Origin of the sequence: Psychrobacillus sp. FSL H8-0510 (assembly GCF_038008345.1) — a bacterium.
GTDB classification, from domain to species: Bacteria; Bacillota; Bacilli; order Bacillales_A; family Planococcaceae; genus Psychrobacillus; species Psychrobacillus psychrotolerans.
The window spans coordinates 3,501,698-3,527,552 of the sequence record NZ_JBBOYZ010000001.1 but is presented as its reverse complement, the minus strand read 5'-3'; the positions used below and the strand labels follow the sequence as shown (position 1 = coordinate 3,527,552).

26 protein-coding genes, 1 riboswitch and 2 other annotated features (1 of these 29 only partly in view) are annotated in these 25,855 nt (G+C 36.7%); of the genes, 16 read left to right on the top strand and 10 right to left on the bottom strand.

What is annotated here, in order from left to right; genetic code table 11:
- Positions 1–162: a binding site (T-box leader), on the top strand (it extends 64 nt beyond the left edge of the window).
- Positions 163–199: 37 nt separating this feature from the next.
- Positions 200–425 (top strand) — a binding site (T-box leader).
- A 5-nt stretch (positions 426–430) separates the two neighbouring features.
- Positions 431–1,678, top strand: a complete 1,248-nt coding sequence (gene thrS / locus MHI40_RS17905; protein ID WP_445678332.1) for a threonine--tRNA ligase — start codon at positions 431–433, stop codon at positions 1,676–1,678.
- A gap of 72 nt (positions 1,679–1,750) precedes the next feature.
- Positions 1,751–2,500, top strand: a complete 750-nt coding sequence (locus MHI40_RS17900) for a GNAT family N-acetyltransferase (RefSeq protein ID WP_340763885.1) — start codon at positions 1,751–1,753, stop codon at positions 2,498–2,500.
- A 10-nt stretch (positions 2,501–2,510) separates the two neighbouring features.
- On the opposite strand, the gene MHI40_RS17895 is transcribed toward MHI40_RS17900, so the two are convergent.
- Positions 2,511–3,359 carry a DegV family protein gene (locus MHI40_RS17895; protein ID WP_340763883.1) on the bottom strand — a complete coding sequence of 283 codons (849 nt, stop codon included), beginning with the start codon at positions 3,357–3,359 and terminating at the stop codon, positions 2,511–2,513.
- 222 nt (positions 3,360–3,581) lie between these two features.
- Here MHI40_RS17895 and MHI40_RS17890 point away from each other — a divergent pair, with 222 nt between their 5' ends.
- The 4 genes from MHI40_RS17890 to MHI40_RS17875 are packed head-to-tail and all read left to right on the top strand — an operon-like array spanning position 3,582 to position 5,272.
- Positions 3,582–4,088: a GNAT family N-acetyltransferase gene (locus tag MHI40_RS17890; RefSeq protein ID WP_340763882.1), complete on the top strand. Its 507-nt coding sequence runs from the start codon at positions 3,582–3,584 to the stop codon at positions 4,086–4,088.
- 54 nt (positions 4,089–4,142) lie between these two features.
- Positions 4,143–4,601: a methyltransferase domain-containing protein gene (locus MHI40_RS17885; RefSeq protein WP_340763881.1), complete on the top strand. Its 459-nt coding sequence runs from the start codon at positions 4,143–4,145 to the stop codon at positions 4,599–4,601.
- 19 nt (positions 4,602–4,620) lie between these two features.
- Complete coding sequence (locus MHI40_RS17880; RefSeq protein WP_340763879.1) at positions 4,621–4,944, top strand: hypothetical protein; 324 nt, start codon at positions 4,621–4,623, stop codon at positions 4,942–4,944.
- 1 nt (position 4,945) lies between these two features.
- Positions 4,946–5,272: a nucleotide pyrophosphohydrolase gene (locus tag MHI40_RS17875; protein WP_340763876.1), complete on the top strand. Its 327-nt coding sequence runs from the start codon at positions 4,946–4,948 to the stop codon at positions 5,270–5,272.
- A 7-nt stretch (positions 5,273–5,279) separates the two neighbouring features.
- On the opposite strand, the gene MHI40_RS17870 is transcribed toward MHI40_RS17875, so the two are convergent.
- A complete protein-coding gene (locus MHI40_RS17870; protein WP_340763874.1) occupies positions 5,280–5,747 on the bottom strand; it encodes a VanZ family protein in 468 nt (155 codons plus the stop codon).
- A gap of 93 nt (positions 5,748–5,840) precedes the next feature.
- Positions 5,841–6,028, top strand: a riboswitch (cobalamin riboswitch).
- A gap of 169 nt (positions 6,029–6,197) precedes the next feature.
- On the opposite strand from MHI40_RS17870, the gene MHI40_RS17865 reads away from it, so the two are divergent.
- Entirely contained in the window at positions 6,198–6,737 is a 540-nt protein-coding gene (locus MHI40_RS17865) for a hypothetical protein (protein ID WP_340763872.1), read from the top strand.
- A gap of 4 nt (positions 6,738–6,741) precedes the next feature.
- Entirely contained in the window at positions 6,742–7,686 is a 945-nt protein-coding gene (locus MHI40_RS17860; RefSeq protein ID WP_340763870.1) for an ABC transporter substrate-binding protein, read from the top strand.
- A 423-nt stretch (positions 7,687–8,109) separates the two neighbouring features.
- On the opposite strand, the gene MHI40_RS17855 is transcribed toward MHI40_RS17860, so the two are convergent.
- On the bottom strand, positions 8,110–8,973 hold the full coding sequence (locus tag MHI40_RS17855; protein WP_340763868.1) for an AraC family transcriptional regulator: 864 nt from the start codon (positions 8,971–8,973) through the stop codon (positions 8,110–8,112).
- A 75-nt stretch (positions 8,974–9,048) separates the two neighbouring features.
- A complete protein-coding gene (locus tag MHI40_RS17850) occupies positions 9,049–9,438 on the bottom strand; it encodes an NUDIX hydrolase (RefSeq protein ID WP_093537434.1) in 390 nt (129 codons plus the stop codon).
- Between the two features lie 155 nt (positions 9,439–9,593).
- On the opposite strand from MHI40_RS17850, the gene MHI40_RS17845 reads away from it, so the two are divergent.
- The 5 genes from MHI40_RS17845 (at position 9,594) to MHI40_RS17825 (ending at position 13,385) form a co-directional block, all read left to right on the top strand.
- The gene (locus tag MHI40_RS17845) at positions 9,594–11,180 is read left to right on the top strand and encodes a DUF2339 domain-containing protein (protein WP_340763866.1); all 1,587 of its coding nucleotides are present in this window, start codon (positions 9,594–9,596) and stop codon (positions 11,178–11,180) included.
- A gap of 22 nt (positions 11,181–11,202) precedes the next feature.
- A complete protein-coding gene (locus tag MHI40_RS17840) occupies positions 11,203–11,631 on the top strand; it encodes a DUF1801 domain-containing protein (protein ID WP_340763864.1) in 429 nt (142 codons plus the stop codon).
- Between the two features lie 100 nt (positions 11,632–11,731).
- The gene (locus MHI40_RS17835; RefSeq protein WP_093537437.1) at positions 11,732–12,451 is read left to right on the top strand and encodes a YebC/PmpR family DNA-binding transcriptional regulator; all 720 of its coding nucleotides are present in this window, start codon (positions 11,732–11,734) and stop codon (positions 12,449–12,451) included.
- Between the two features lie 110 nt (positions 12,452–12,561).
- Complete coding sequence (locus MHI40_RS17830; protein WP_340763860.1) at positions 12,562–13,014, top strand: hypothetical protein; 453 nt, start codon at positions 12,562–12,564, stop codon at positions 13,012–13,014.
- Positions 13,011–13,385 (top strand): DUF5412 domain-containing protein, encoded by a 375-nt coding sequence (locus MHI40_RS17825; protein WP_340763858.1) that lies wholly within the window; start codon positions 13,011–13,013, stop codon positions 13,383–13,385. Before MHI40_RS17830 ends, MHI40_RS17825 begins: the two co-directional genes overlap by 4 nt.
- A 151-nt stretch (positions 13,386–13,536) precedes the next feature.
- On the opposite strand, the gene MHI40_RS17820 is transcribed toward MHI40_RS17825, so the two are convergent.
- Both MHI40_RS17820 and abc-f read right to left on the bottom strand, forming a co-directional pair.
- Positions 13,537–13,959: a DUF4395 domain-containing protein gene (locus tag MHI40_RS17820; protein ID WP_340763856.1), complete on the bottom strand. Its 423-nt coding sequence runs from the start codon at positions 13,957–13,959 to the stop codon at positions 13,537–13,539.
- A 165-nt stretch (positions 13,960–14,124) separates the two neighbouring features.
- Positions 14,125–15,780: a ribosomal protection-like ABC-F family protein gene (gene abc-f / locus MHI40_RS17815; protein WP_340763854.1), complete on the bottom strand. Its 1,656-nt coding sequence runs from the start codon at positions 15,778–15,780 to the stop codon at positions 14,125–14,127.
- Between the two features lie 435 nt (positions 15,781–16,215).
- Here abc-f and dapD point away from each other — a divergent pair, with 435 nt between their 5' ends.
- Both dapD and MHI40_RS17805 read left to right on the top strand, forming a co-directional pair.
- Positions 16,216–16,929, top strand: a complete 714-nt coding sequence (gene dapD / locus MHI40_RS17810) for a 2,3,4,5-tetrahydropyridine-2,6-dicarboxylate N-acetyltransferase (protein WP_093537441.1) — start codon at positions 16,216–16,218, stop codon at positions 16,927–16,929.
- An 11-nt stretch (positions 16,930–16,940) separates the two neighbouring features.
- On the top strand, positions 16,941–18,065 hold the full coding sequence (locus tag MHI40_RS17805; protein WP_340763853.1) for an N-acetyldiaminopimelate deacetylase: 1,125 nt from the start codon (positions 16,941–16,943) through the stop codon (positions 18,063–18,065).
- Between the two features lie 112 nt (positions 18,066–18,177).
- On the opposite strand, the gene asnB is transcribed toward MHI40_RS17805, so the two are convergent.
- The 4 genes from asnB to MHI40_RS17785 form a co-directional block, all read right to left on the bottom strand.
- Complete coding sequence (asnB, locus tag MHI40_RS17800; protein ID WP_093537443.1) at positions 18,178–20,022, bottom strand: asparagine synthase (glutamine-hydrolyzing); 1,845 nt, start codon at positions 20,020–20,022, stop codon at positions 18,178–18,180.
- A 109-nt stretch (positions 20,023–20,131) separates the two neighbouring features.
- The gene (locus MHI40_RS17795) at positions 20,132–21,817 is read right to left on the bottom strand and encodes a methyl-accepting chemotaxis protein (RefSeq protein WP_340763851.1); all 1,686 of its coding nucleotides are present in this window, start codon (positions 21,815–21,817) and stop codon (positions 20,132–20,134) included.
- 285 nt (positions 21,818–22,102) lie between these two features.
- Positions 22,103–23,341, bottom strand: a complete 1,239-nt coding sequence (locus MHI40_RS17790) for an ABC transporter permease (protein WP_340763849.1) — start codon at positions 23,339–23,341, stop codon at positions 22,103–22,105.
- Positions 23,334–24,233, bottom strand: a complete 900-nt coding sequence (locus tag MHI40_RS17785; RefSeq protein ID WP_093537446.1) for an ABC transporter ATP-binding protein — start codon at positions 24,231–24,233, stop codon at positions 23,334–23,336. Before MHI40_RS17785 ends, MHI40_RS17790 begins: the two co-directional genes overlap by 8 nt.
- Before the next feature lie 129 nt (positions 24,234–24,362).
- Here MHI40_RS17785 and MHI40_RS17780 point away from each other — a divergent pair, with 129 nt between their 5' ends.
- Positions 24,363–25,784 carry a stalk domain-containing protein gene (locus MHI40_RS17780; RefSeq protein WP_340763848.1) on the top strand — a complete coding sequence of 474 codons (1,422 nt, stop codon included), beginning with the start codon at positions 24,363–24,365 and terminating at the stop codon, positions 25,782–25,784.
- Positions 25,785–25,855 lie beyond the last annotated feature (71 nt).

The following is a 25,855-nucleotide window of genomic DNA, read 5'->3' as shown; positions in this document are numbered from 1 at the left end:
TGAAAGCCCTTAAAGAAATGCAAATGATTTACCACCTTGGAGCAATTATGGGGAACACATTTATGTAATTATCCATAATCGGGAAACCGTTATCTTACATGAGCGCAACAGAACTTTTATGTTGCAAATTAGGGTGGAACCACGACCACACTCGTCCCTTTACTGGGATGGGTGTGGTCTTTTTGTATATAAATTTAATATTCAAGCGAAGAAAAGGATATGAATTGTTTTAACTTTCTTATCAGAGAATGGGGTCACCGACTGAAAGCCCTTAAAGAAATGCAAATGATTTACCACCTTGGAGCAATTATGGGGAACACATTTATGTAATTATCCATAATCGGGAAACCGTTATCTTGTATGAGCGCAACAGATTTTTTTGTGTTGCAAATTAGGGTGGAACCACGACCACACTCGTCCCTTTACTGGGATGGGTGTGGTCTTTTTTGTTAGGAGAAAAATAGTAAATGGAGGAATTAAAGTGAAAGCAGAAGAAAGAGTAAGTCATCAAAATTTAGGGCAACAATTAGAATTGTTCATGTCGATGGAGGAAGCACCAGGAATGCCGTTTTATTTACCAAAAGGGATGATACTACGTAACGAACTGGAAAACCTGTGGAGAGAAAAGCATCAACGAGCAGAATATCAAGAGATTAAAACTCCTATTCTGATGAAACAGGAGCTTTGGGAAAAATCAGGGCATTGGGATCACTATCATGAAAATATGTATTTTGCAGATGTAGATGACCAAAAATATGCGATTAAGCCAATGAATTGCCCTGGAGCTGTTTTAATCTTCAATAGCAAACGAAGAAGCTATAGGGAGCTTCCGGTTCGATATGCAGAACTTGGATTAGTCCACCGCCATGAACTCTCTGGATCATTGAATGGATTATTACGAGTCAGAGCTTTCACTCAGGATGATGCTCATCTGTTTGTATTGGAGGAGCAGATTGAAAGTGAGATAGCGAAGGTACTAGACCTTGTGGATGAGTTTTACTCGGAGTTCGGCTTTAGCTATAAAGTAGAGCTATCCACTCGACCAGAAAATTATATGGGATCAGTAGAGGTTTGGGATCAAGCAGAGCAAGCGTTGGAAGCAGTTCTTCAGAATAAGCAGGTAGAATATCAGGTAAACGAAGGGGATGGAGCATTTTATGGTCCGAAAATCGATTTTCATATATTAGATGCATTGGGACGTAGCTGGCAGTGCGGTACTGTTCAACTAGACTTTCAAATGCCTGAAAAGTTTGACTGTAAGTACGTCGACGAACACAATCTATTGCGACAACCCATTATGATTCATCGTGCAATTTACGGTTCTATTGAGCGATTCATGGCTATTCTATTGGAGCACTATCAAGGTAGCTTTCCGCTGTGGTTATCTCCGGTTCAAGTTAAAATATTACCAATTGCCGATGCACATAAAGAGTATGCAGAGAACGTAAAGTGGCAACTTGAGCAAGATGGGTATCGAGTAGAGATAGACAACCGGGTAGAGAAAATCGGATTGAAAATTCGTGAAGCTGCAATGCAAAAACATCCGTATATGCTCATTATTGGGGATCATGAAATGGAAAATGGCGAAGTTTCTGTTCGACAACATAAAGTAGGTGTATTGGGAGAAATGAGTGTTTCAGCATTTATAGAGAAATTAAAAGAGGCTAGGAAAGGGTGAAATATTAAATATTGTCATACTAAAAGGATTTTCGGCTATATATAACGAATGAAACTCTATGGAGGTCGTATAATGGCAAAATGGATGTTATTGTTTGCAGGAATCGCTATTATAGTTGGAAATGCATGGGGAATATATTCAATGTATCAGCCAAAGGTGGGGCCAATTGGGAATGGAGAAATTGCCAATTATGTCTGGGTCAGTATTATTTTCAGTACGTTAGCTGGTGTAATAGCAATTGCCCAATTTGTAGCTTTACTTATCCATGATAATCATAAAAAAAGATTTCCAACATTAGAAACAGAACGATTTATATTACGCCCCATTGAAATTAGTGATGCAAAAGAGGTTTTCTATTATTTTTCAAAAGATGAGGTTACGAAGTATTATGATTTGGACACATTTGAAGACGTTAAAGAAGCAAAGGTATTAATAGGAAATTGGCAAAAGAAATATTTAAAAAAAGAGGGGATTCGCTGGGGGATTGCTACGAAGGAAGAGAATAAGATTATCGGTAGTTGTGGATATCATAATTGGGAAAAGAAACACTTTAAAGCAGAGATTGGTTTTGAAGTGGCACCAGAGTTTTGGCGTAAAGGCATTATGATAGAGGTGTTACAGCCCATTTTACGTTACGGTTTCGAGTTAATGGATTTAAATCGTATTGAAGCCCTCTTTGCTCCTGATAATATAGCATCTAAAAAAACGCTAGAAAAAGCTGGTTTTGTCTATGAAGGTACTTTTCGAAAATCTGCGTTTGAAAAAGGACACTTTTGTGATGAGGCAATTTGTTCCTTATTAAAAAAAGAGTTTGTGCAGTAGCACAAACTCATTAATATCTAACCCAGCTAAGTCCTGTTGTTCCTTCCCCAGCATGTACTCCTACACAAGCGCTAAGGGGAAGAACGATCACTTTTAGTTTAGGGAATTCCTGTAGCAATTCTTCTTTCCAAGTTCTAGCATCGGTCGTATTATTGCAGTTAATAACCGCAACCTCTGGAACATTGGATATTTTCATGTCTTTACGAAGTAAGTTCATTACATATTTCTTAGCTCGCTTATCTGCACGAACCTTTTCTTTCATTACGACTTTGCCGTTATCGAAAGAAATGACGACTTTTATATTTAGAAGATTGCTCAGAAAAGCTTGGGTACCTGAAACACGACCGCTTTTATGAAGTTGCGTCAAACTAGATGGAATAAAGGATAACTCGGAGTTATTTGTCATATTCTCAATATGAGTAACTACTTCCTCTATGTCATGATTTGCTTCTAGCATATGCTTGCCGACTTCTAACATTTTGACCATTGGATAAGATCCTATTTTAGAGTCAATCGAATACACTTTAAAATTTGCTATTTTAGAAGCAGTTTGTGAGCTATTATAGGTTCCTGATAATTCACTGGATGTGTGCACTGCAACGGCACAGTCGTATCCTTTTGCTTTTAAATCTTCATATAATTGCACCATCTCTCCAATTGGAGGTTGAGAAGTTTTTGGATGAATTTTTGCTGTGCGTAACTTGTCATAAAATTCGTCGTGAGTCATATCAATTGTTTCTTTAAAAGCACCATCTTCAAATACGATATTTAAGGGAAGGACATATATATTATGTTTTTCAATGAAAGTTGAGTCTAATAAAGCGGCAGTATCAGTAATCCAAGCAACTTTTTTCTTCATAATGTAGAACTCCTTTTTGTGCAATCTTATTAGTGCTAATTTACAGGAGACATTATATTAGCAATAGTGTTATATGTCATGTTTTGTCGATATTTCGGAATCTAGTACATATTTTGAACATAATTACGTAGGGAAGTGAATTATGAAGGGGGCCTTCTCCTGTAAAGAGCTTATACATGTGCATGAATTATATAATGATAGATATTTCTTGGAGGTATGAGAATGGAGTTAAGACAACTAGTAGCAGAAGACGCGAGTGCTTATTGGGAGTTAAGATTAGAAGCATTGAAAACAAGCCCAGAAGCCTTTGGTGCGAGCTATGAAGAGGCAATGCAGCGAGACAATCCAATTGAACGAGTAAAGGGGAATTTAAGCGTAAAGGGAAATTATACATTTGGGGCGTTTGATCAATCTAAATTAGTAGGAATGGTCACTCTTGCACAGGAGAGTAACTTAAAAATGAAACATCGTGCAAATATTTTCGCTATGTATGTCAGTCCAATCGGCAGGGGGCAAGGGACAGGCAAAGCACTAATGAGATTGGCAATTGAACAAGCTAGAGAGAGTCGCGAAATTGAAAAGATAAACCTCTCCGTAGTAACAAGTAATGAGGCGGCAAAGAATCTGTATCTTCAACTAGGATTTAAAGTATTTGGGACAGAAGACATGGCATTAAAGGTTGGGGATACTTATTACGGTGAACATCATATGTCACTAATATTGAATTGAGTGGAAGGAGGAAACGAAATTAATTCTCACATCATCGAAGAAATTGTAAAATGTATGCCAATAAACGAATTTGATTCGACCATTCAGAAGGTGCAGACAGAGCATCGACTAAAGCTAGTAGACTTTTGGAATATTAAAGAAGGTAGCAAAGTGCTAGAAATTGGCTGTGGACAAGGAGATACGACAGCAGTTTTGGCTTATACAGTTGGAGAGACAGGATTTGTTCATGGAATCGATATAGCTTCACCGGACTATGGCAGCCCAGTTACTTTAGGTAATTCAATGGCCTTCTTGAAGAACTCGCCCCTAGGAAATCGGATTAAGGTAAATTTTGAATTGGATATCCTTCAAGCAGAAGTGGATTTCCCTGAAAAATCTTTTGATTTATATTGTGCTGTCTCATTGTTCTTGGTACTTAAAATCACCCGAAGAATTCCTGGGTATGTTAAAGAAAATCAAAAAATGGACAAACGTATTATGCTTTGCCGAGTGGGACACGAGAGTTCAGACTAATGAGCAGCTTCCACACTTCTTGTCAGTACTCATCCAAGCTCAATATGAGTGCTTTGTAGAAAACAGTTTAGTTAATGTTCGAACGTTATTTACACCTAAGGACATTCAACAAATTGCGGAAAAAGCTGGTTTCGAAATTACAACGGAAAAAATTATCGACTCTACTCATCTTCAAGATGGCAAATGGGAAATAGAATATACATTAACAGATTATAAAGAATTAATAGAAGCTGCCGACCATTTACCTATCAAATATAAAGCTTTAATACAATCAGAAATGCATCTATTAGAGGAAGCAAGAAGTCAAAACAAATACACATTCACAGCAAGAATAGGAGAATAAAATGAAAGAGTTAACAGAAGAGATAAAGAGATTCCGGGACGATCGAGGTTGGGGAGGAAACCACGATGCTCGTAGTCTTGCTATTTCAGTATCATTAGAAGCAAGTGAGTTATTAGAGCATTTCCAATGGGTTACTGCAGAGGATGCGATAAAAAAAGACAAGCAGGCAATTGCTGACGAAGCGGCAGATGTATTTATTTATCTTTTGCAATTTGCTGATGTGCTCGGAATTGATTTAATAGAGGCTGCACAGCAAAAAATGAAGAAAAATGCTTTGAAATATCCATTACCTGAAGACAACACTGTACTTATAAGTGAAAAAAGTTGACTCGTTATCAGTCAACTTTTTTTTGTTGAAACCATTGAAAAAATGACATTAATAATAGCGCAGTAATAGCCCCAGTTGTATCCAACAAGACATCTTGAAGAGAAGCTGTACGACCACTTGTAAACGATTGTCGAAATTCATCGGCAACAGCAAGAAGCATAGTGATCACAACTGTTGTAATTTTACGATACTTAAATGGAGGTAACGCAATATAAATGGCTAAAGCAATGATTCCAAAATAAACAAAATGGGTACCTTTTCTTATCAAAAATTCTACAAAAGCATAGTAGCCACGCTCTTCCACAGAAACGAGAATGCCCCAGTATGGAACTTGAAAAATACGAAGAAAAGATTCTAATGGTTTGTTAGGAAGCCATGCTTTTAAGACATCCTGCATAGATTGCTGTTCAGCTGGCTGCCCTGATGCCAAAAATACAATAACAAGTAATATTAAAAACGGGATAAGTTTTTTCATATACTGACATTAGCACAAAAGCGGTGAATTTACATGCGTGAAAATTATTGTGCATGCTAGGGAGATGGCTATGGTAAACTAATTGTAAGTGAATAATTTTCGCAGGGAAAAGGTGCTAACTTGTTAGCTTAATTTGGGAATTCGGTTAAAATCCGAAGCTGTTTCCGCAACTGTAAATGCTGATGAAATAAGAAAAATACCACTGTTGACTAGTCAATGGGAAGGTTCTTAGAGTAAATTGATGCATAAGCCAGGAGACCAGCCTTTTCTTGAACGTATAGATACTCTTCGGAAGTTAAGGGATTGTACGGCACGTTTCTATTTTTCTGTTTTTTTATCGTTAAATAGGTATCACGCCGCCCTTGTTTGGGTGGCGTTTTTTTTGTGCTGTTAACTAAAAAAGTACTATATGCTTGAAAATTCACCAATAAAAGGAAAGGAGGAGAAGTAATGAAAAAAGATATTCGCTATATTTGCTATCCGTTTATGCGTGAAACACCTTCTGCTGTAGATTTTGAAATCCGTACAGATTCGTTGACTACTCGTATTGGACTAGCAGCTTCTTTAACAAAGGATATACCAAAGATTTACGAGGATTTGATGTATTTGGCACCAATGGCTTACCATTTAAACGGGTCTGTTCGAGGGAAGATAGCCATTACAGAAGACGATTTACAAGTTCTAAGTGATATGTACGATTTCTATGTAGAGGAAGTAAAAGGTAGAGTAAATATATTTGTACTACCACAGGGTACGACTGCAGCTTGTGAATTACATGTTTGTAGAAGTGAAGCAAAAAAGTCAGTTAGAGCTCTTCATAAAGTTTCGTTAGAAAGAGAAATTCCTGAGATTTTGTTTGACTATGCACAGTTATTAGCAAATGTGTTGTTTGCGATGGCAGTTTATGTGAACAAACATCATGGAGTGGAAGAAATTCAATTTGTCAGTAAATCATATCCAATGAGAAAAAAGAAACAACTGGAGGAATAATACTATGAAGAAAAATTATTTATTTAATTGGTTGTCGGTGCTGCTATTTTCATTCTTGCTTGTAGGGTGTTCTGCGGAAGAGAAGACAACTGTGGAAAAACAAGAGGAAGTAGTAGAAGAAGTAAAAGAATACACAGTAACTGATGATGTAGGAAATGAAATTACATTCGAAGAAGTACCCGAAACGATTGTTTCTCTTCAACCGAGCAATACAGAGATTCTTTTTGCTTTAGGTGTAGGCGATAAAATTGTAGGAGCAACAGATTATGATACATATCCTGCAGAAGCACTCGAAATAGAGCGAGTATCTGATTCAGTTGCATTTAATGCGGAAAGAATTACAGAATTGAACCCAGATGTAGTAATAGCGTATACAATTGGCCAAGAAGAAGCATTGCAACTTCTGGAAGATACCGGATTAAAAGTCTTTGTAATTGAGTCTGCAACTTCTTTTGAAGATGTATACGGAGATATCGAGCAATTGGCTACTGTAATGGGCATTGAAGAAAAAGGGCAAGAAGTTATTTCTTCTATTCAGGATACTATTCAAGGAGTTCAAGAAAGAGTAAAATCTGCTACTCCATTAAAAAAGGTATATTATGAAATTAGCCCATCTCCAGATATTTATACAACTGGTAGTAAAACATTCCAACAAGAAATTTTAGCAGCAGCATCGGTCGACAATGTATTTAGCGATCAAGAAGGTTGGATCAGTGTGTCAGAGGAAGATGTTACGGTCAAAAACCCAGAAATTATTTTAACAACTGCAAATTATTTAGATGATGCACCTGGAGAGATTAAATCTCGTGCAGGGTGGGACAAAATACAAGCCGTACAAAACGATTCAGTCTTTTTAGTAGATGGTGACGTTATTTCTCGACCAGGGCCTCGTATTGGTGAAGCAGTGGAATTGATTGCTAAAACAGTGTATCCAGAATTATTTCAATAAACTTAAAGCCTCGTCCTAATTTAGGATGAGGCTTCAGTTTGACGACAAAGGTATTTTTATAAACGGTTATGAATAATGAATGTTCCTAAGGATGTTTATTCATCTTATTAAAAGTAAGATATTGATTACTCTATTGGAACTGTTTATAAGGCAAGGTCCACCACGAAGACTCCAGTGGGAATAGCTTGAGCTGAAGACCCCGCAGGAACGTAGTGACGAGGAGGCTGAAGCTAAGCCCACGGAAAGCGTAGTGGTGGGCCTTGCCGAGTATTTAATATTCAACTCTATACACCTAAAAATGAGGTTGTCTACAGTCTTGAGTCTCACCCTAATTTAGGATGAGGCTTTTTGGGTTTTATATTGAAAATAGTATACTGCTACATGACTCACCTAGTAGTACTTGTGCTCTGCAGATCGTTCCTATTATTTAATCGGTATCCAAATTTCTGAATAGCAATTTTCGCTGGAAGGATCATCATCGGAATACACTTCTAGCTCCGGTGTCCCTGCGGGTTCATATGGATTAGAGGGGAACCACTCCGCATATATTTGTTTCCAGGTATTTTGCATAGCATCTGGCATCGGACCGTGCACCTCAAATACAACCCATTTAGAAGCAGGGATTGTAATAGCTGATAAGTTTTCCGGTACTTCACCTACATAATCTGTTGCAATCCAATAATCAATTAAGCTATTCTCTCGATAAGCTGCGTCTGCAACACAAACACCGAGTACACCCTCAATGTCTCCGTTGTTTAATTGAAATAATAAATCATTTGTTCCATCTGCATGTACATCATTCCAAAACAAAGGAATACCCTGTGTATTTTCTCCATTCTTACAGTTGTATATTCTTTTCACTCCAACAGCTTGAAAGCTTTCTTTTTCGACAATTTTATACTTCATTGGTTCTGCCCCCTTTAAATTTACCTGAATGATCAAGCGGTTATAGGAATTTATTTTCCCTATATTTTTTCTTGCTTCACTAGGCGTAATTCCGTGTTGTTTACGGAACGCTTTTGTGAATGATTCAGGAGTGTCGTAGCCGTATTTGTAGGAGACGTCAATTATTTTATTGTCCGTATTCAGCAGTTCTTGTGCAGCTAAAGTTAGTCGTCTTCTTCGAATATAGTCTCCTAGGGACATATCCGTTAAGATTGAAAACGTTCGTTGAAAATGAAAAGCAGAAGAATTAGCTTCCTTAGCAATTTGTTCCATAGATAAACCCTCTAGTAAATGATCCTCTATATAGCTTATTGCCTGTTGAATCGACTCTACCCACCCCATTGACTTCACTCCTTATATGTATCTTAGTGGAATACATAGAGGCAATCCTGTCATTTTGTGCTTTTATGGGACTGCCTATTCTTCTGTAATTAGCTCGATAATTTCTTTAGGACGAACATCTAAAGAGGAAAGCTCTTTAACGTCCAACCATATTGGTTCATAGCCACCCCTATGAGGAGAAGGATCCGTATATTCTTCTCCAATACCTGGTCCAAATTTCCCTCCAATTATATCTGCTAGGAAAAAATGTTGAGTGCCGCTTTGTTCAATAACTTTAAAGGGGCGCTGGATTCTTACATGTACCCCAATTTCTTCAAATGTTTCCCGGATCGCTGCTTGCTCTGGAGTTTCGCCTTTTTCTAATCCCCCACCAGGAAATACATAATAAGTCATATGAGGTTTCGTGCGCTTAATGAGTGCTACTCGTCCGTTTTCAATAATGATAGTTGCTCCACGATCTCTCATTTTTTCTCACCATCCTATAAAGATTAAGTTATTTTATATTATATATGAAAGAAGACAAAGAAGAGGTATGGAAGAGTGGGTTTTTGTTTAAAGGATATTTTGAATGTTTGTCTAATAGTATGAGTAGAACATATTATTCAAAAAGGAGGGATTGAATGGAGAAGAGCGAACTTCTTGAAAAGAGAATAGAGGAGTTAGAGAAACGGATTCTATTTTTAGAAGACCAAATACATATTAAACCATCTACCTCACCACCTCATCGACCTGTCATTCAACAACAAGAACAAGCGAAGGAACCTGTGGAATGGGATGTGTTAATCTTTCAGAAAATACTTCCCCCTTTATTTATTATCGTATTTATAATGGGAGTAATTTGGGGATTCAAAGCAGTGTCGGATTATGGCTTTTTACAACCAATCGTAAAAGTAATTATTGGGTACATTGTTGGTTTTGCATTAATCGTGTTAGGTATATGGCAAATTAATAAAGGTCGCAAGAATTTAGGGCATATGCTTCTTGGTGGGTCTATTCCGATCCTAATGTTGACCACTTTTGCAATGCATCAACTATATGATATATCTGGACCAACCATAGCTTTTATTCTCAATCTTATGTGGATAATATTAGGGGTATTTCTTACTTTTAAATACCGCTCGCAAGGGATCGGTATTGTTGCTATAGTAGGGGGCGTATTTGTTCCATTTTTGATAAAGAGTACTTCACCGAATATCCCTTTATTTTCTGTATATGAAACAGTTCTTTTTACGGTATTTTTATGGATTGCCTTAAAATATTCCTACAAGGTATTATATTTTATTTCGATCGTTTTCTTACAGGTAGCAATATTAATATTCTTTATTTTTACAAACGTACCTGATGGATATAAATGGATCGCAATGCTTCCTATATTCGTACAACATGGTGTATTATTGGCTATTCTTTTGAAAACAAATCAGATGCTAAAAGAACAAGCATACACTCTATTTTCCATTATGCTTATAACTGCTATATGGATTCGTATAATATTCACAGATAACGAAGCAACGGTTTTAATGACCATTATTACTCTCATCTATGGGGTTTGTTATTATGTATATCGTGAGGACTCTGTTCGAGCACCTATTTTTATCGCAAATGCATCTGTTACTTTGCTAAATATAATGCAACTTCAAATAGACAATTTATTATTTGAAGGAATTATTGGATTTATCTTCATCTACTTTTTCATCTATAAAAAGTTCAAACATATATTACACCTTATTCTTTTGAGTATTAGTTATATCGTGGCTTTCTACAAAGTTCTATCTTTTTCTATTACGGGCTGGGTATCCTGGGAAATGCTACACTGGACAGTGTTTTTAATAGGTACTGGGTATGGAATCTATTTGTTAACAAGGCTATTTAAAGATAAAACTATTTTAAATATCGGCGTATCTTTTGTTGCAATTATGCTTCTATATTACTTGCACATGATTGCTGTCTTAGTTTCTGGGGATAGTGGAAGCAATATGGAACGGGTCGTTACTAGTTCGTTGTGGATTATCACCGCTATTTTATTTATGGTCTTTAATCGTATTTCGTTGCCTCAAGGTAAATACGTCGGTGTCAGTATTTTATTTGTAACGTTAGCAAAAATTATATTATTCGATATTTCATTTGTCTCTGTAGCTATTAAGGCATTATTATTTTTAGTTCTAGGCGTGGTTGGACTCCTCGTATCACGGGCTTATTATAAAAAGTAGTTATAGATTGGGGATAGAAAAAATGGCTAAATACGAAGCTAAGATGAAAGAAACAGATGCTGATGTAATTGAATTTATAGAGGCTGTCGATCATCCGAAAAAACGAGAAGATGCTTACAAGCTTTTAAAAATTTTTGAACAGACTTCAGGCTATGAGGCTAAAATGTGGGGGCCGAGCATTATAGGTTTTGGAACTTATCATTATAAATACGCTTCAGGTCACGAAGGGGATGCTCCTTTAGTGGGCTTCTCGCCGAGAAAAGCAAAGCACAGTTTGTATATTGCATCGGGAGAGACGACGCGAGATGAAACACTTAAACGACTGGGAAAGTATACAGCGGGAAAATCATGCGTGTATATAAATAAAGTCGAAGATATAAATGAAGATGTTTTGAAGGAAATGATTAGAAATGCCATAGCATTTATACAAGAATTATATCCAAATCAATAGTATATTAATGGAAGTTAATGTATTTATTTTGCTAGTTTATAAGGGTTTCATGTATAATGTTACAGTATAAAACTTAGCTTAGCGAAAGAGAGTGGGACTTATGGGTCGTAAGTGGAATAATATTAAGGAAAAGAAAGCTTCCAAAGACGCTAATACTAGTCGTATTTATGCGAAATTTGGTCGTGAAATATATGTTGCTGCAAGACAAGGTGAGCCTGATCCTACATCTAACCAAGCGCTTAAAGTAGTATTGGAACGTGCAAAAACATACAGTGTGCCTAAGCATATTATTGATAAAGCGATTGAAAAAGCAAAAGGTGGATCCGAAGAAAGTTTCGATGAGCTTCGTTATGAAGGTTTTGGACCAAGTGGTTCAATGGTAATCGTTGATGCACTTACAAATAACGTAAACCGCACAGCATCCGATGTACGTGCTGCATTTGGTAAAAATGGTGGTAATATGGGTGTCAGTGGTTCAGTTGCTTATATGTTTGATGCAACAGCCGTTATTGGTTTAGAAGGAAAAACGGCTGATGACGTTCTGGAAATTTTGATGGAAGCGGACGTTGACGCACGCGATATTTTAGAAGAGGAAGATACAGTAATCGTTTATGCGGATCCTGATCAATTCCATGCTGTTCAGGAAGCACTCAGAGCTTCAGGAGTTACAGACTTTACAGTTGCAGAACTAACGATGCTTGCTCAAAACGATATTGCATTAGATGCAGACGCTCAAGCGCAATTTGAAAAAATGATTGATGCTATTGAAGATTTAGAAGATGTTCAACAAGTCTACCATAATGTAGATTTAGGAGAATAATAGTGAAAAAAGCTGATCCAACGTAGTTTTCTACTTTGGATCAGCTTTTTTATTTGAGTGATGGAACAGAAATTTAACAAATACGTCCAATGTGAAGAGGGGGTTATTACTTGAATAGTAAAATAATTCTTCGAATTGTTATTGTCTTTATTCTTTCTATATCAATTTTATTTCCAAATAAGTCTTCGGCAAGTTGGGCGTATGCATTTGTTGTGTGGGATGACTACGTATATGTTATCACCGATGTAAAAGTCGAAGAGGTAGATAGAGAAATTGGTCATGTAACGAAGTATTCAGATAGGGAAGGAACCTATTCTGGGAATTTCTCCAATGTCTATCCAAAAGGGACGAAGTATTATAGCATCCAAGGGATAAATACGGAGGAAGCCATTGCTATACAGGAGGACGATGGAACATATATTCAAGCTACAAGAGATGGAGAATACGCTAGAAACAAATATGGAATAGATAATGTTATTACTCTAGCTTTCATTGGAGCAATTTTACTAGTTATTATTTCAATTGTAAGAACTAATTATTATGGGAAAAGGAGAGAAGGATGAACAGAAAAGTAAAAGTAATTCTCCTCGTAACAAGTATACCTATTACGTTGATTCTAGTTCTATTAGGAATCTTCCTTTATACGTTTTTTGTTAGTATGGAAAGTCTACCGAAAGGAGAATTTTTAGTGGAGGAGTCATCACCAGATGGGAAATTCACGTTAAAAGCCTATGTTACAAACGGCGGAGCTACTACTTCCTATGCAGTTCGTGGAGAACTCGTTTTCAATGAAAAAAATGGGAAAACCAAAAATATATATTGGAATTATAGAGAAGAAGATGCAGAAATTTCTTGGGTGGATAATGATACAGTAATTATCAATAATCATACTTTAAATGTCCCAAAGGAAAAATATGATTTTAGATATCATTAGTGTTAGTGGAGGTATTTAACATATTAAAAATGTTCGGATTGGAAGACAAATAAACAGCCTTTCCATTTTCGATGGAAAGGCTGTTTTTCTTAATAGCGAAGCCAGCGTCTGTTTAGCTCCGGTGCTGACCTAGGCGTTTCTGTCCTTCTGGTTAAGCTATCGATTTCTTTCTACGATAGTTCCACTGTTGAAACTGGAATCGGATGAAACAACCAATACAAAATCCTGCTATTGCAATGGAAGCGGCAAGGCCAACCATAATAGTTGCGATATTAAATAATAACGACCAGTTTAGAAAGAAGCTAATTGTAGCTACTAACAAGAAACCAACTGCCAGCCACTGATTAAATCTTAGTTGTGCATAATCTTCTTGAATATATTGAGAGGCAGGTTTAGACAAGAACCACCTTTTGGCTACAACTAGAATTGGATGGAAACCTGTTAATAGACTGGATAAATTTGCAACTAACGGAATAAGTAATATCCATGCAGATTGAGTTAGAAGAGCAATGATTACAGATAAAACAATAGTCCATTGGTTGAGCATTACAAGTGGTTTAGGAATTGTTTTCATTTTAAAACCTACTTTTCTTATCGGATTTTATATTATTATATGTTGATAGTCCATGAATGTAAATAGAGGGACATATATAATCATATTTCCTGGGAAATTGATAAGATGTGATTTGAAACGACAAATACAATAAAAGTAACTTAAAGATAGGAGCTGCCTTCTATATTATTTCTTTTTTAAGTCGTTTATTTTCTTAGTTAGTTCATTGAATTGTACATCGAGTTCACTATACTTAGGGTCATTATTTTTTAGGAAACTGAGTTTGCCGAGAACTGCCTGCCGTTCCGTTTCTAGTGTTAAGAGTTGTTTTTCAAGTGAAGACTCATTGTTTCTACGCACCCATTCGTTATAGTTCATTTCTACCTTTCGAATCGATTCATTTTCAAAAATCAGCAATTTATTTGTTAATTTTTCTAAGAAATATCGGTCATGTGTCACAAGTAAAATAGTGCCTGGAAAAGTAGACAGTGTTTTTTCTAACTGTTCACGAGAAGGGAGATCTAAATGGTTTGTTGGTTCGTCTAATAGTAAGACATCTTTTTGGTCGAGCATGAACTCCATTAGCTTCAGCTTCACCCGCTCTCCCATACTCATTGTTGATATAGGCCGTGTCCAGTGTTCTTTTGAAAAGCCTAAGTTAGTCATTAGTGTTTGGATAAGTCCTCTTATCTCAAAGTCAGTCGGTCCAAAAAATTCAAATGGTGTTAGGTTTTCAGGTAAGTCGAACACGGTTTGGCGTAAATAGCCAATATTCATAGATTCGGTTTTCCAAAGATCTCCTTGATAACTTTCTTCTCCTAATAGCATGCGAAAAAATGTTGATTTTCCACTACCGTTAGAACCTAATAACCCTACGCGTTCTTGAGCTTGTATGGTGAAAGAAGTAGGTTGGAAGAGGGTGCTATTTTTAAAGTCTTTTCTAAGACCTTTTGCTTCGATGATGCGTTTACCTTTTTTCTTGTTCCCTTCAATGGAAAAAGACACATCTTTTTCTTTATCAGGTTTATCGACAGTGTTTTTAGTAAGTTCCAGTTCTAGCCTTTTCTTTTTGGAGCGTATTTGCACATCCATTTTTTTAGCTTTAACTCGATAATACTCCTTGTTGAATTCATGCTTGGTAGAATCCGCATGTGCTTTGGATGACCAGTTTTTCAGTTCGGTAATTTGCCTTTCCACTTGCTGTATTTTTGATTGTTGCGCATCATAAAGTCTTTGTTGTGTCAGGATTTTTTCTGCTTTTCTATCCCTATAAGTCGAATAGTTCCCAGCGTATGCCGTCAGTTTTTTATTTTCAACTTCCCAAATATAATCCGCTACCTCATCTAAGAAGTACCGATCGTGAGAAACTAGAATGATCGTGCCATTATAAGTGAGAATCTGTTTCCTTAAGTAGGATAAGCTCTCCTGATCCAAATGATTTGTTGGTTCATCTAAAAGTAAGACTTGAGAATTCTCTGCGAATGCACGAGATAATCTTCTTTTCATCTTTTCGCCGCCACTCAGTTGTGCATATTCTCTTCCTTCTGGAACAGTCCATTTACTTAAAGCGGCTAGCTTATCAATTTCATCTTCTTTTTCACTAAAGTGCTCATCTTCTTGCTGAAAGTAGCTTATAGAAGGGGGAGTTCCGATCCATTCCACCCTTCCGCTAGTAGGAAGGACTTCATTGGAAAGAATCGTGAGTAACGAAGACTTACCTTGTCCGTTTCCACCAACAATTCCAATAACTACATCTGCTTGTATATCTCCTTTTACATTCTTTAAGATTACATCGTCGCCAAAAATAATGCTTATATCATTTAGTTTTCCTAATAGTGTCATACAAACAACTCCTTTTGGAGGAATAAAAAAATCCCTCCGAATAATACGGAAGGATGTTGCTGACCATAAAGCATATACGAAAAACACTACATATTCAGTGCTATGTAGAGAATACCGTACGTATTGTAAGAATAATGGGCAGACTAATCCTATTTCCGTTTGCGTATAAAATATTTTTTCTGCATGAAGCAGCGAATATTATGCAAGAAATAAGATTATATAATCATAGTCCACCCATCGTCCCTTCAAATTTGTTAATTGAATTATAGCATGTTTTTACCTGATTTGCCTAGAAAACGGGTAGAAACAAGTGACATATGGAAAGAGTTAATTGAAAATATTAATTTTACATTATATTTCGTGAAATGTATTTAAATTCGTGATTTTTAATAAAAAATCCTGTAGAATGAATACATATTTGAGGAGGTATGGAGAATGAAACAATTAGATGCACATGAAATTATTTCATATATTCAACACGCTAAAAAATCAACACAAGTGAAAGTATACATAAAAGGAAACGGCATAGATCAGATTTCTTTCGGGGAACATACAAAAGTTTTTGGGGAGGGAAATTCTCTAGTATTATTTGGAGAATGGTCTGAAATTGAATCCGTTTTAAATGAATATAAAAATCAAATTGATGATGTAGTCGTGGAGAATGAAAGTCGTAACTCCGCTATTCCACTTTTGGACCTGAAGGGGATAAACGCACGTATCGAGCCAGGTGCAATTATTCGAGATCAAGTTAGTATTGGAGATAATAGTGTTATTATGATGGGCGCACTTATTAATATTGGTGCAGTTATTGGTGAAGGTACGATGATTGATATGGGCGCAGTTCTAGGTGGACGCGCAACTGTAGGGAAAAACTGTCATATTGGTGCTGGCGCAGTGTTAGCAGGGGTAATTGAGCCACCTTCTGCAACTCCGGTAATTATAGAAGATGACGTAATGATTGGTGCGAACGTGGTAGTTCTTGAAGGATGTAGAGTTGGTAAAGGTGCAGTTGTAGCTGCGGGTGCCATCGTTACTAAGGATATCCCTCCATATACGGTAGCTGTAGGAGCACCTGCAAAAGTTATTAAAGAAATAGATGATCAAACAAGATCGAAAACGGAAATCATGCAAGAATTACGTCAGTTGTAAGTTGGTGGCTGATGAAAACCTTACAAGATATTCGGAGAGATTTACATCGCATACCTGAATTAGGTTTTGAAGAAGTAAAAACACAAAGTTATTTATTGGAACAAATTCGTGCGCTTCCACAAGATAGACTAACCATAATTACTTGGAAAACAGGGATTGTCGTAAAAGTAGAGGGAACAGAACCTACACAAACGATTGGTTGGAGGACGGATATAGATGGTCTACCGATTACGGAGGTGACTGGACTTCCATTTGAATCTAGCCATCCTGGTAAAATGCATGCTTGTGGTCATGACGTTCATATGACGGTGGCCCTTGGTTTACTTAGGAAACTAGTAGAAAACCCTATCAAGGATCATGTAGTTATTCTATTTCAACCAGCAGAGGAAAGTCCCGGAGGTGCACTTCCAATGCGAGAATGGTTAAAAGAAGAACAAACGACTTTAATGCCCGATAAAATATTTGCCTTTCATGTAGCACCTGAATATCCTGTTGGAACAGTAGCCACTCGTCCAGGTTTACTTTTTGCTAATACATCTGAATTATTTATTGATGTAATTGGAAAGGAAGGGCATGCGGCATTTCCGCATCAGGCGAGAGATATGTCTGTTGCAGCAGCTACACTATTATTGCAATTACAAACGATTGTAAGTCGTTCTATCAATCCTATGGACCCAGCGGTTCTTACGATTGGGAAGTTCACTTCTGGAACAGTACAAAATATTATTTCTGGTCACGCTAGGCTAGAGGGAACTATTCGTACGATGGATGCAGATACGATGGCGATTATTAAAGAGAAGGTCGAGTCGTTTTGTCGAGCGACAGAAATTGCTTTTGAATGCTCTGTTCAGATAGACTACGGTTCGTCCTACTATCAGGTGAAAAATGATGAGCTACTTGCGAACGAGTTTTTAGCCTATGCGGAAGTACATTCAGCAACGAATGCCATTTTATGTGATGCGGCTATGACTGGTGAAGACTTTGGTTATTTCCTTCAAGAAATACCAGGCCTGCTATTTTGGGCTGGAGTTAACTCATCATATGGACTGCATCATCCGAAGCTCAGTCCCGATGAAGCTGTGATAGACTATCTAGTTCCATTTATAGATGCCTATTTCCGTAAAATTTCAAACTAAAAAGGATTTACTCTGTTTAGTACAGAGTAAATCCTTTTTAATTTGCTTGCTTTCATTATGCACTTACTCAAGGAGCCGGTAAATACATTCCATTCTATTTGGTTAGTATCTTTTAATCCACTAGTTGAACATTACATTCTTTAAACCAAATATCCATCTGTACCAAGTATGCCAGAAGCTGCGGTCCAGACATTAACTGGCCAAACCATGGTACTTTAAATGCTTCTCCGTTGGATTCGACAAGATCAGCTAAGCGTTGCTTTTGGAACAGTTCGTGTAGAATAGAGTTTTTGTCTTGTAATTGCTCTTTCAACAAATTACTCACAATAGCTGTATAAACAGGATTATGTGTTTTTGGGTATGGACTCTTTTTACGATAAAGTACATCAAATGGCAGACTGCCTTCAAATGCCTTTCGTAATATGCCTTTTTCCTGATTGCCGACCATCTTGTATTCCCATGGAATATTCCATGCATACTCTACCAGACGATGGTCCGCAAAGGGTACACGCACCTCTAAGCTAGCCCCCATACTCATACGATCTTTCCTATCTAACAAGGTCGTCATAAACCACGTCATATTCATATAAAATAATGCGCGTCTTTTTGCGTCAATTTCTGATTCGCCTTCCAAAAGAGGAGTTTCAGCTAAAGTAGTGTCATATGCATTTTGTACATATTCTTCAATATTTAATTTACCTTGCCAACTATCATTCAATAACTGGAAGCGTTCACTAGTAGATCGTATCCAAGGAAACCCTTTTTCTGCATTTCCTATTTGGTGAAACCAGGGGTAGCCACCAAATATTTCATCCGCACATTCTCCAGATAAACCTACCGTAAAGTCCTGTTTTATTTCTCGGCAGAACCATAGTAAAGAAGAATCGATATCGGCCATGCCTGGAAGATCCCTTACGTGAACAGCCTCTCTTAAATACTCTGCTAGTTTTTGTTGGGTAATAATAGAAAAATGATGGTCCGTTTCTAAATGGTCCGTCACTTTTTGTATCCATGGAAGATCGCTTGAAGGTTGAAAAGTATTACCTTTAAAATGATGGTCATTATCTTGATAGTCGATGGAGTACGTATGCAGTGGGGATTTGGAATCCTGAGAATAGGATTTGGCTGCTATTGAAGTGATAATACTGGAGTCCAAACCTCCAGATAGGAATGTACAAAGGGGAACGTCTGATACAAGTTGTCTTTCTACAGCATCGGTTACTAATGAATGAACCTTTTCCGTAGTTTCATCTAAAGAATCTGTATGTTCCTTGCTTTCTACATTCCAGTAACGCCAAGTCCGAATGCCGTTGCGAGTTAAACTGAGTGCATGGGCAGGGCGTAATTCATGTATATCCTGGTACACGCCAGAACCAGGGGTACGTGAGGGACCTAATCCAATGATTTCGGCTAGACCATTTCTATTAATGATAGGGGAAATAGCAGGATGGGCAAAGAGCGACTTTTGCTCAGAACCAAATAGGAAGCCCCCGTTTTTTTCTGTATAAAAAAGTGGTTTCACTCCAAGGCGGTCGCGCGCTATAAACACTTTTTGCTCCGACTCATCCCATATAGCAAATGCGAATATTCCATTAAAATGGTCAACACAATTTTCCTTCCATTCTATATAGGAGGTCAATAATACCTCTGTATCTGAATGACCAGAGAAGCTATGCCCACGTTTCAATAATTCTCTTCGGAGATCCTCTGTATTATATAATTCTCCATTATACGTAAGTGTATATTCATTAGAATGATAGGTTTTAGTCATCGGTTGCTTTCCGCCGACTGGATCTACTACTGTTAAACGGCGATGTCCAAATATGGCGTGCGGAGAATTCCAAATATTATCGTCATCTGGGCCACGCTTCTTTAAGGTTTCCGTCATTTTAGCAACTGCTGATAATTCGTTTCTCAAATCCCTTTGAAAATGAATCCAACCAGTAATTCCACACATATATGCATCCCTTCTTTCATCCATTATTTTATGCAAGAGGTGGAAAATTGTATCAAAAAAGACAATCGCACAGGTTTTTCACACCTAACGATTGTCTTTAGTATATTAATTAAATTTTAAATTTATTAATTTCTTCCTGAACTACCATTGCACCTTCACTTAAAGACTTCGCAACGGAAGTGATCTCTTGGATAGTTGCAGTTTGCTCCTCTACAGCAGCAGCAATCATTTCAGATTGTTCAGCTGCATTAGTTGCCGCGGAAGACATTTCATTAACGGAAGCAGAAACTTCTTCTGTGCTTGCAGAGATTTCCTCAGTTGAAGCAGAGACCTCTTCAATTTGAGAAGACATTTCTTGTATCGAGCCCATAATATTATCAAATGCTCTTTGTGCATTTTGAATATAGTTAACTCCTTGATCTACATTCTGTACAGTAATGTTAACTGCATTTTCCACTAGTTTTGTATCCTGTTGGATCAAAGTAGTTAACTCTGTAATTTGACTAGCAGAGTTTTTCGATTCCTCCGCAAGTTTTCTTACTTCATCTGCGACTACTGCAAATCCTTTACCATGTTCACCTGCACGAGCCGCTTCAATAGCTGCATTTAATGCCAATAAATTTGTTTGTTCGGTTATATTTGTAATAACTTTTGTAATATTTTCAATTTCAGCTGATTGAATACTTAGCTGCTTAATACGTTCGCTTGTTTCGCGAGAAGATTTTTGGATAACTGCCATCTGCTCCTCGGCAGTTTTCAATGTTTTTTCGCCGTCAGTTGCAACAGTCTGCGTATCAATAGCTTTCGAGTGAAGACTTTGCGTCGCTTCAGCAATTCTTTGTACACCGTGTGCAGTTTCATCCATTGCTAGAGAGCTTTCTATACCCATTTCAGCGGAATGACTACTAACTTCAGCCATAGTTTCTATACGCGTAGCAACATCGTTAGAAGAAATAGAAACTTCATCTGTACTTGCTGCTAACTCTTCTGAAGCTGCAGTTGTCTGTTGTACATTGATTGATACGTTAGCAATAAGACCATGGAGATTCTTTTTCATTAAGTTAAATGAATCAGCTAACTTAGCGATTTCATCTTTTGTTTTAACAACAACGTCCTCTTGACTTAGATCGCCTCCTGCAATAATTGCTGCTGCAGAAGCTAAACGGTTAACTGGACGAGTGATTGAGGAAGTAATAAATATTCCGATTACGGTGGCAAAAATAGTAGCGATAATAGCGATAACTATGATAAGTAACTTACTGAACGCAGCTGTCTCTGTAGACTTTTGGTTGACCTTGTCAACTTCAGCTGTTTGAAAGTCTACGATTGCATTTACCGCACTTTCGATTGCTTCGTTAGCAGGACGCGCTTTATCAGCTAATAATTGAACGGCAGAATCTAAATCGTTCGTTGAGAAGGTAGTTAAGATTTCGTCTGAGGCTTCTTCGAATTTAAGTTGGTTTTCCTCTAACAGCTTAAGATGGTCTAGCATGGCTTGATCATAAAATAACTCTTCTAATTCCTTCGATTTCTCGTGAATAAGATTTTTTTGTTCTTCTAAGTTTTTTAACGTTTCATCCGAGGGGTCAAGGATATATGAACGTATGTATACACCTTGTAACGATGAAGCATTTAAAATTTGGTCTACCTGAAGTAGTTTATATACTCTATCTTCAATAAGATTAGAATATTGATTGTCAACCTTAGTTAACTGAGTAAATGCCAAAACTGAAGTTAGTATGAGGATAGCGACCAAAATACCAAAGCCAGAATAAAGTTTTGTCTTAATAGACATAGTAGTTTCCTCCAATATGATCTGCAAAATATTTCTTTGCTACTTATATACTATATATGTCTTAATTGGTAGGTCAATAAGATTATTTAAGAATAGTATTAATAATAAAAAAATAAGATTTATTTGTGAAATTTCAAAGGAATACTGTAAATTTCCATATGCGTGACGATAATTAGGTAATAGGTCTATATTATTAACTTTAAAAAATGCACTACTTTACCTATATCACTTCAACTGTATACACAAAAAAGCGTCGCAATAGTTTTAACTTTTGCGACGCTTTTCTTATGTTGTTACTTTAAGCACGGTCTTAATTTTTTGGATTATTCCTCCACTACTATAAGTTAGTACACTTCGTTTATAGAAGGACAAGCTTAGTAGGAACATAAGAACTACTGTTACTATTAATATAGCCATGGACAAAATTGGTTCGAATGTAGATATGTCAGTGGCGCCAATTCGTAGTGGCATGACCATACCCGACGTAAACGGAATATAGGAGAATACTTTTATGAGCATCGTATCAGGACTAGCCATTCCAGAGATTAGCACGTAAAAACCAATAATTCCAACCATCATCGCTGGCATCATAGCTTGACTCGATTCCTCTACTTTGGATACTAACGACCCTAATAATGCACCCAATATCAAATATAAAATGATTGTGATCAATAAAAAGGCTACTGAATATCCGATAAATGCAAGAGATAGTTCATTGGCAATTTCCTGTACAACATCCCATTTTGAGCCTCCGTCAATAAATGCGAATAACAACCCTTGAACGATTAATAATCCTCCAATTTGTGTTAACGCTAAAAGAAACGTTCCAGTTAATTTCGCCATAAAATGTGTAGCTGGCTTCACGCTAGCAAGTAAAACTTCGAGAACACGCGAACCTTTTTCGGAAGCAACATCCGTTGTAATCATCGATAAGAAGGTCATAACAAATGAATAAATTAGAAAACCTACTAAAAAGGAAGCACCAATTCCAGCAGCTTTCTCATCCTCACTTTTACCTGAGACAGATTGTTCATTCAGATTTTTCATCGTAATGATAGTTTCAGATTGCAGAATTTTATCCGCTTCTTCTGCAGTTAAATTTAGCTGCTGCACTTCATATATTTTCCCAGCGTATTGAAGGGTAGAAGAAAGGCTTAGCTGATCATTAAATGTCAGCGGTTCGAAGGTGGCAATTTCTGCTGTGAGTGAATTATCTTGATCTTCCACGAAAATGACAGCCGCAAAGTCCCCGTCAACTACTTGTTTTTCTACCTTTTCAAGATCCTCGGTTGGAAAGCTAAATTCTAGATCGCTAGTCGACTCAAATAATGCCTCAATTTCCACATCTGTTTCGTTAATAAGAGCTATTTGTAGTGCGTCTTCTTGGAAAAATGCTTCCTTAATGTCTGACCAGAACATAACACCACTGATCACCGCCACATATAAAATGATAGAAAATATAAATGATTTTGCTTTGACTTTTTGAACGTAAAGTTGCTTAACTAACAACCAGAACTTAGACATGCTTAGCACCTACCTTATCTTTGAATATTTCATCTAATGATAAATAATCCAAACTAAATTTTTCTATGTATTTGCCATTAGATACATAGTCAAAAATAGGCTGTGCATACGATTCATCCTCAAGTGTTAGTGTGTATTGATCTCTGCCTGTTTGAACATCTCGTACACCATGTAGTCCTGCTAGTACTTCTTTAGGAATTTCTGTACGTATAGTTAACTTCGTTTTTCCGTATTGTTTCTTCAAATCTAGTAAACTTCCAGTAAACAAGGATACGCCACGTTTTAGTAGGCATAAATGGTCACAAAGCTCTTCGACATTATCCATTTGGTGACTAGAAAATAATATAGTTGTTCCTTTATGCTTTAGGTCTAGAATTGCAGACTTTAGCAAATCCATATTTACTGGATCCAAGCCACTAAAAGGCTCATCTAATATAAGGAACTCTGGTTGATGTATAAAGCTTGCGATTAATTGGACTTTTTGCTGGTTTCCTTTGGATAAGGTTTCTGCTTTTGCTTTTCGTTTATCGTCTAATTCAAAACGATCAATCCAGTAATCTACTTCTTTTTTTAGATCTTTTTTAAGCTTTCCTCTTAACTCGCCAAAAAAGTATAGTTGGTCTTCCACAGTCATGGCAGGAAAGATGCCTCGTTCTTCAGGTAAGTAGCCTAGAATATCTCTATTAATGGAATTTATATGTTGGCCATTCCACATAATGCTACCTTCAGTTGTTTCCTGTAAGTCTAAAATCATACGAAATGTTGTAGTTTTACCGGCACCATTCTGACCGATCAGTCCAAATATTTCTCCCTTTTCAATTGTAAAGGACAAACTGTTAACAGCTACGAAGTCTTGATATTTCTTAGTTACTTGGCTTATTGATAACGTCATATTCAAACTCCTATCTTTTTTCTCTTTAAACTTTATACGAAACAACTTAAAGAATGTTTCATTTAATTTGTAACGTTTTTGTAAATTACTCCGTCAAATGGAAAGAGAAGAAAAAAGAGGAGTGATTGGATGAAGAAAATATACGGAGCTTTCGTAATGATTTTAATGTTCGGGCTTGTATGGAGCCAAGGTTCTGCCTTTGCACAAAGTGATGAAGCAAAAGTAGAAACGACTAACTTTATAAAAGCAACCGGGGTTATAACAAAAGTGGAAGAAAAAAAGGGAACTGTTACTTTAACGGTAGAAACAAATGGTAAAGAGCCGCAGATTACTTTTTACAACGTAACGGATGAAACAATGGTATACAGTAGTGGATCCACGAAGGAAGTGGAAAAAGTGGCGTTTCAAAAAGGTCAACAAATAGACGCCTATTATGATAAAGATAAACCGATGATTATGATATATCCAGCACAAATTTCACCCGAATTAGTTATTGTGCATGATGCTAAAACATTCGGTTCTGTTAAAGTAGGGAAATTTGATGAAGAGCTTCGTAGTTTAGACAATGAATTGAATTTGAATGTAGATGACAAAACAATTCTAGAAAATACCGACGGAGAAAAAATAGCAAGAGCAGACTTAAGCGGAAAAGAGCTTATTGTATTCTATACGATGGCTACTAAAAGCATTCCTGCTCAAACATCTCCTATTAAAATAGTAGCTATGTCCTCACCTGGTGAAGTTAGTGATACGTCCGACTTCATAAAATTTTCAGGTGTTATAACAGAAATAACAAACGATAAAAATAAGTTAGCGCTTACGGTAGTGACAGAAGAGGATGAGCCAATTACGACTATCTTCACACTTGATAAAAATGTACGATTGTTTAAAGGAAAAAACGCAGAGACAGTTAAAAAAGAGTCTTTCCAAATAGGGCAGAAAATAGAGGCTTATTATGATAAAAACAAGCCAATGATTTTAATTTATCCAGCACAAATAACTCCGGAACTTCTCTTTGTTCCTGGCAAAGAAGAATTTAGTTTTGTGAAAGTGGCGAAGTTTGACCAAGATATGATTAGTTTAGATCGAGAACTTCAGTTAACTATTTCGGAAAAAACTGAATTGCGTAATGAGAAAAACGAAGTAATAACTCAAGAGGATTTAGTGGAAAAAGAGCTTATTGTCTTTTATGCTGTTACTAAAAGAGGGATGGAAGGCGTACCCGACCAAACAACTCCATTGAAGGTTGTTGCTCTAAATTATCTTTCGCCTGATTTAAAACATATTATTGAAAATGATCACTTTATACAAAATGGGACAAAAATGATTCCGCTTCGTAAAGTAGCAGAGCAACTTGGATATGAAGTAAAAAGCTATTCTACTTCTACGCAAAAGTTAGTAACACTTTTAAAAGGCAACAGTTCTTTCCAGATTTTTCGCGATACAAAAGCTTTTAGTTACAATAAGAGCCTACAATTATTTTTAGAAAAACCGGTGTTAAAAGATAAGACAACATATGTATCAGAAGAAATCCTAGATATATTAAAATAAACAAAACCCCGTCCTTTTCTAGTAGAAAAGGACGGGGTTTTATTAGTATTTAATGATGAATTTCTAATTAC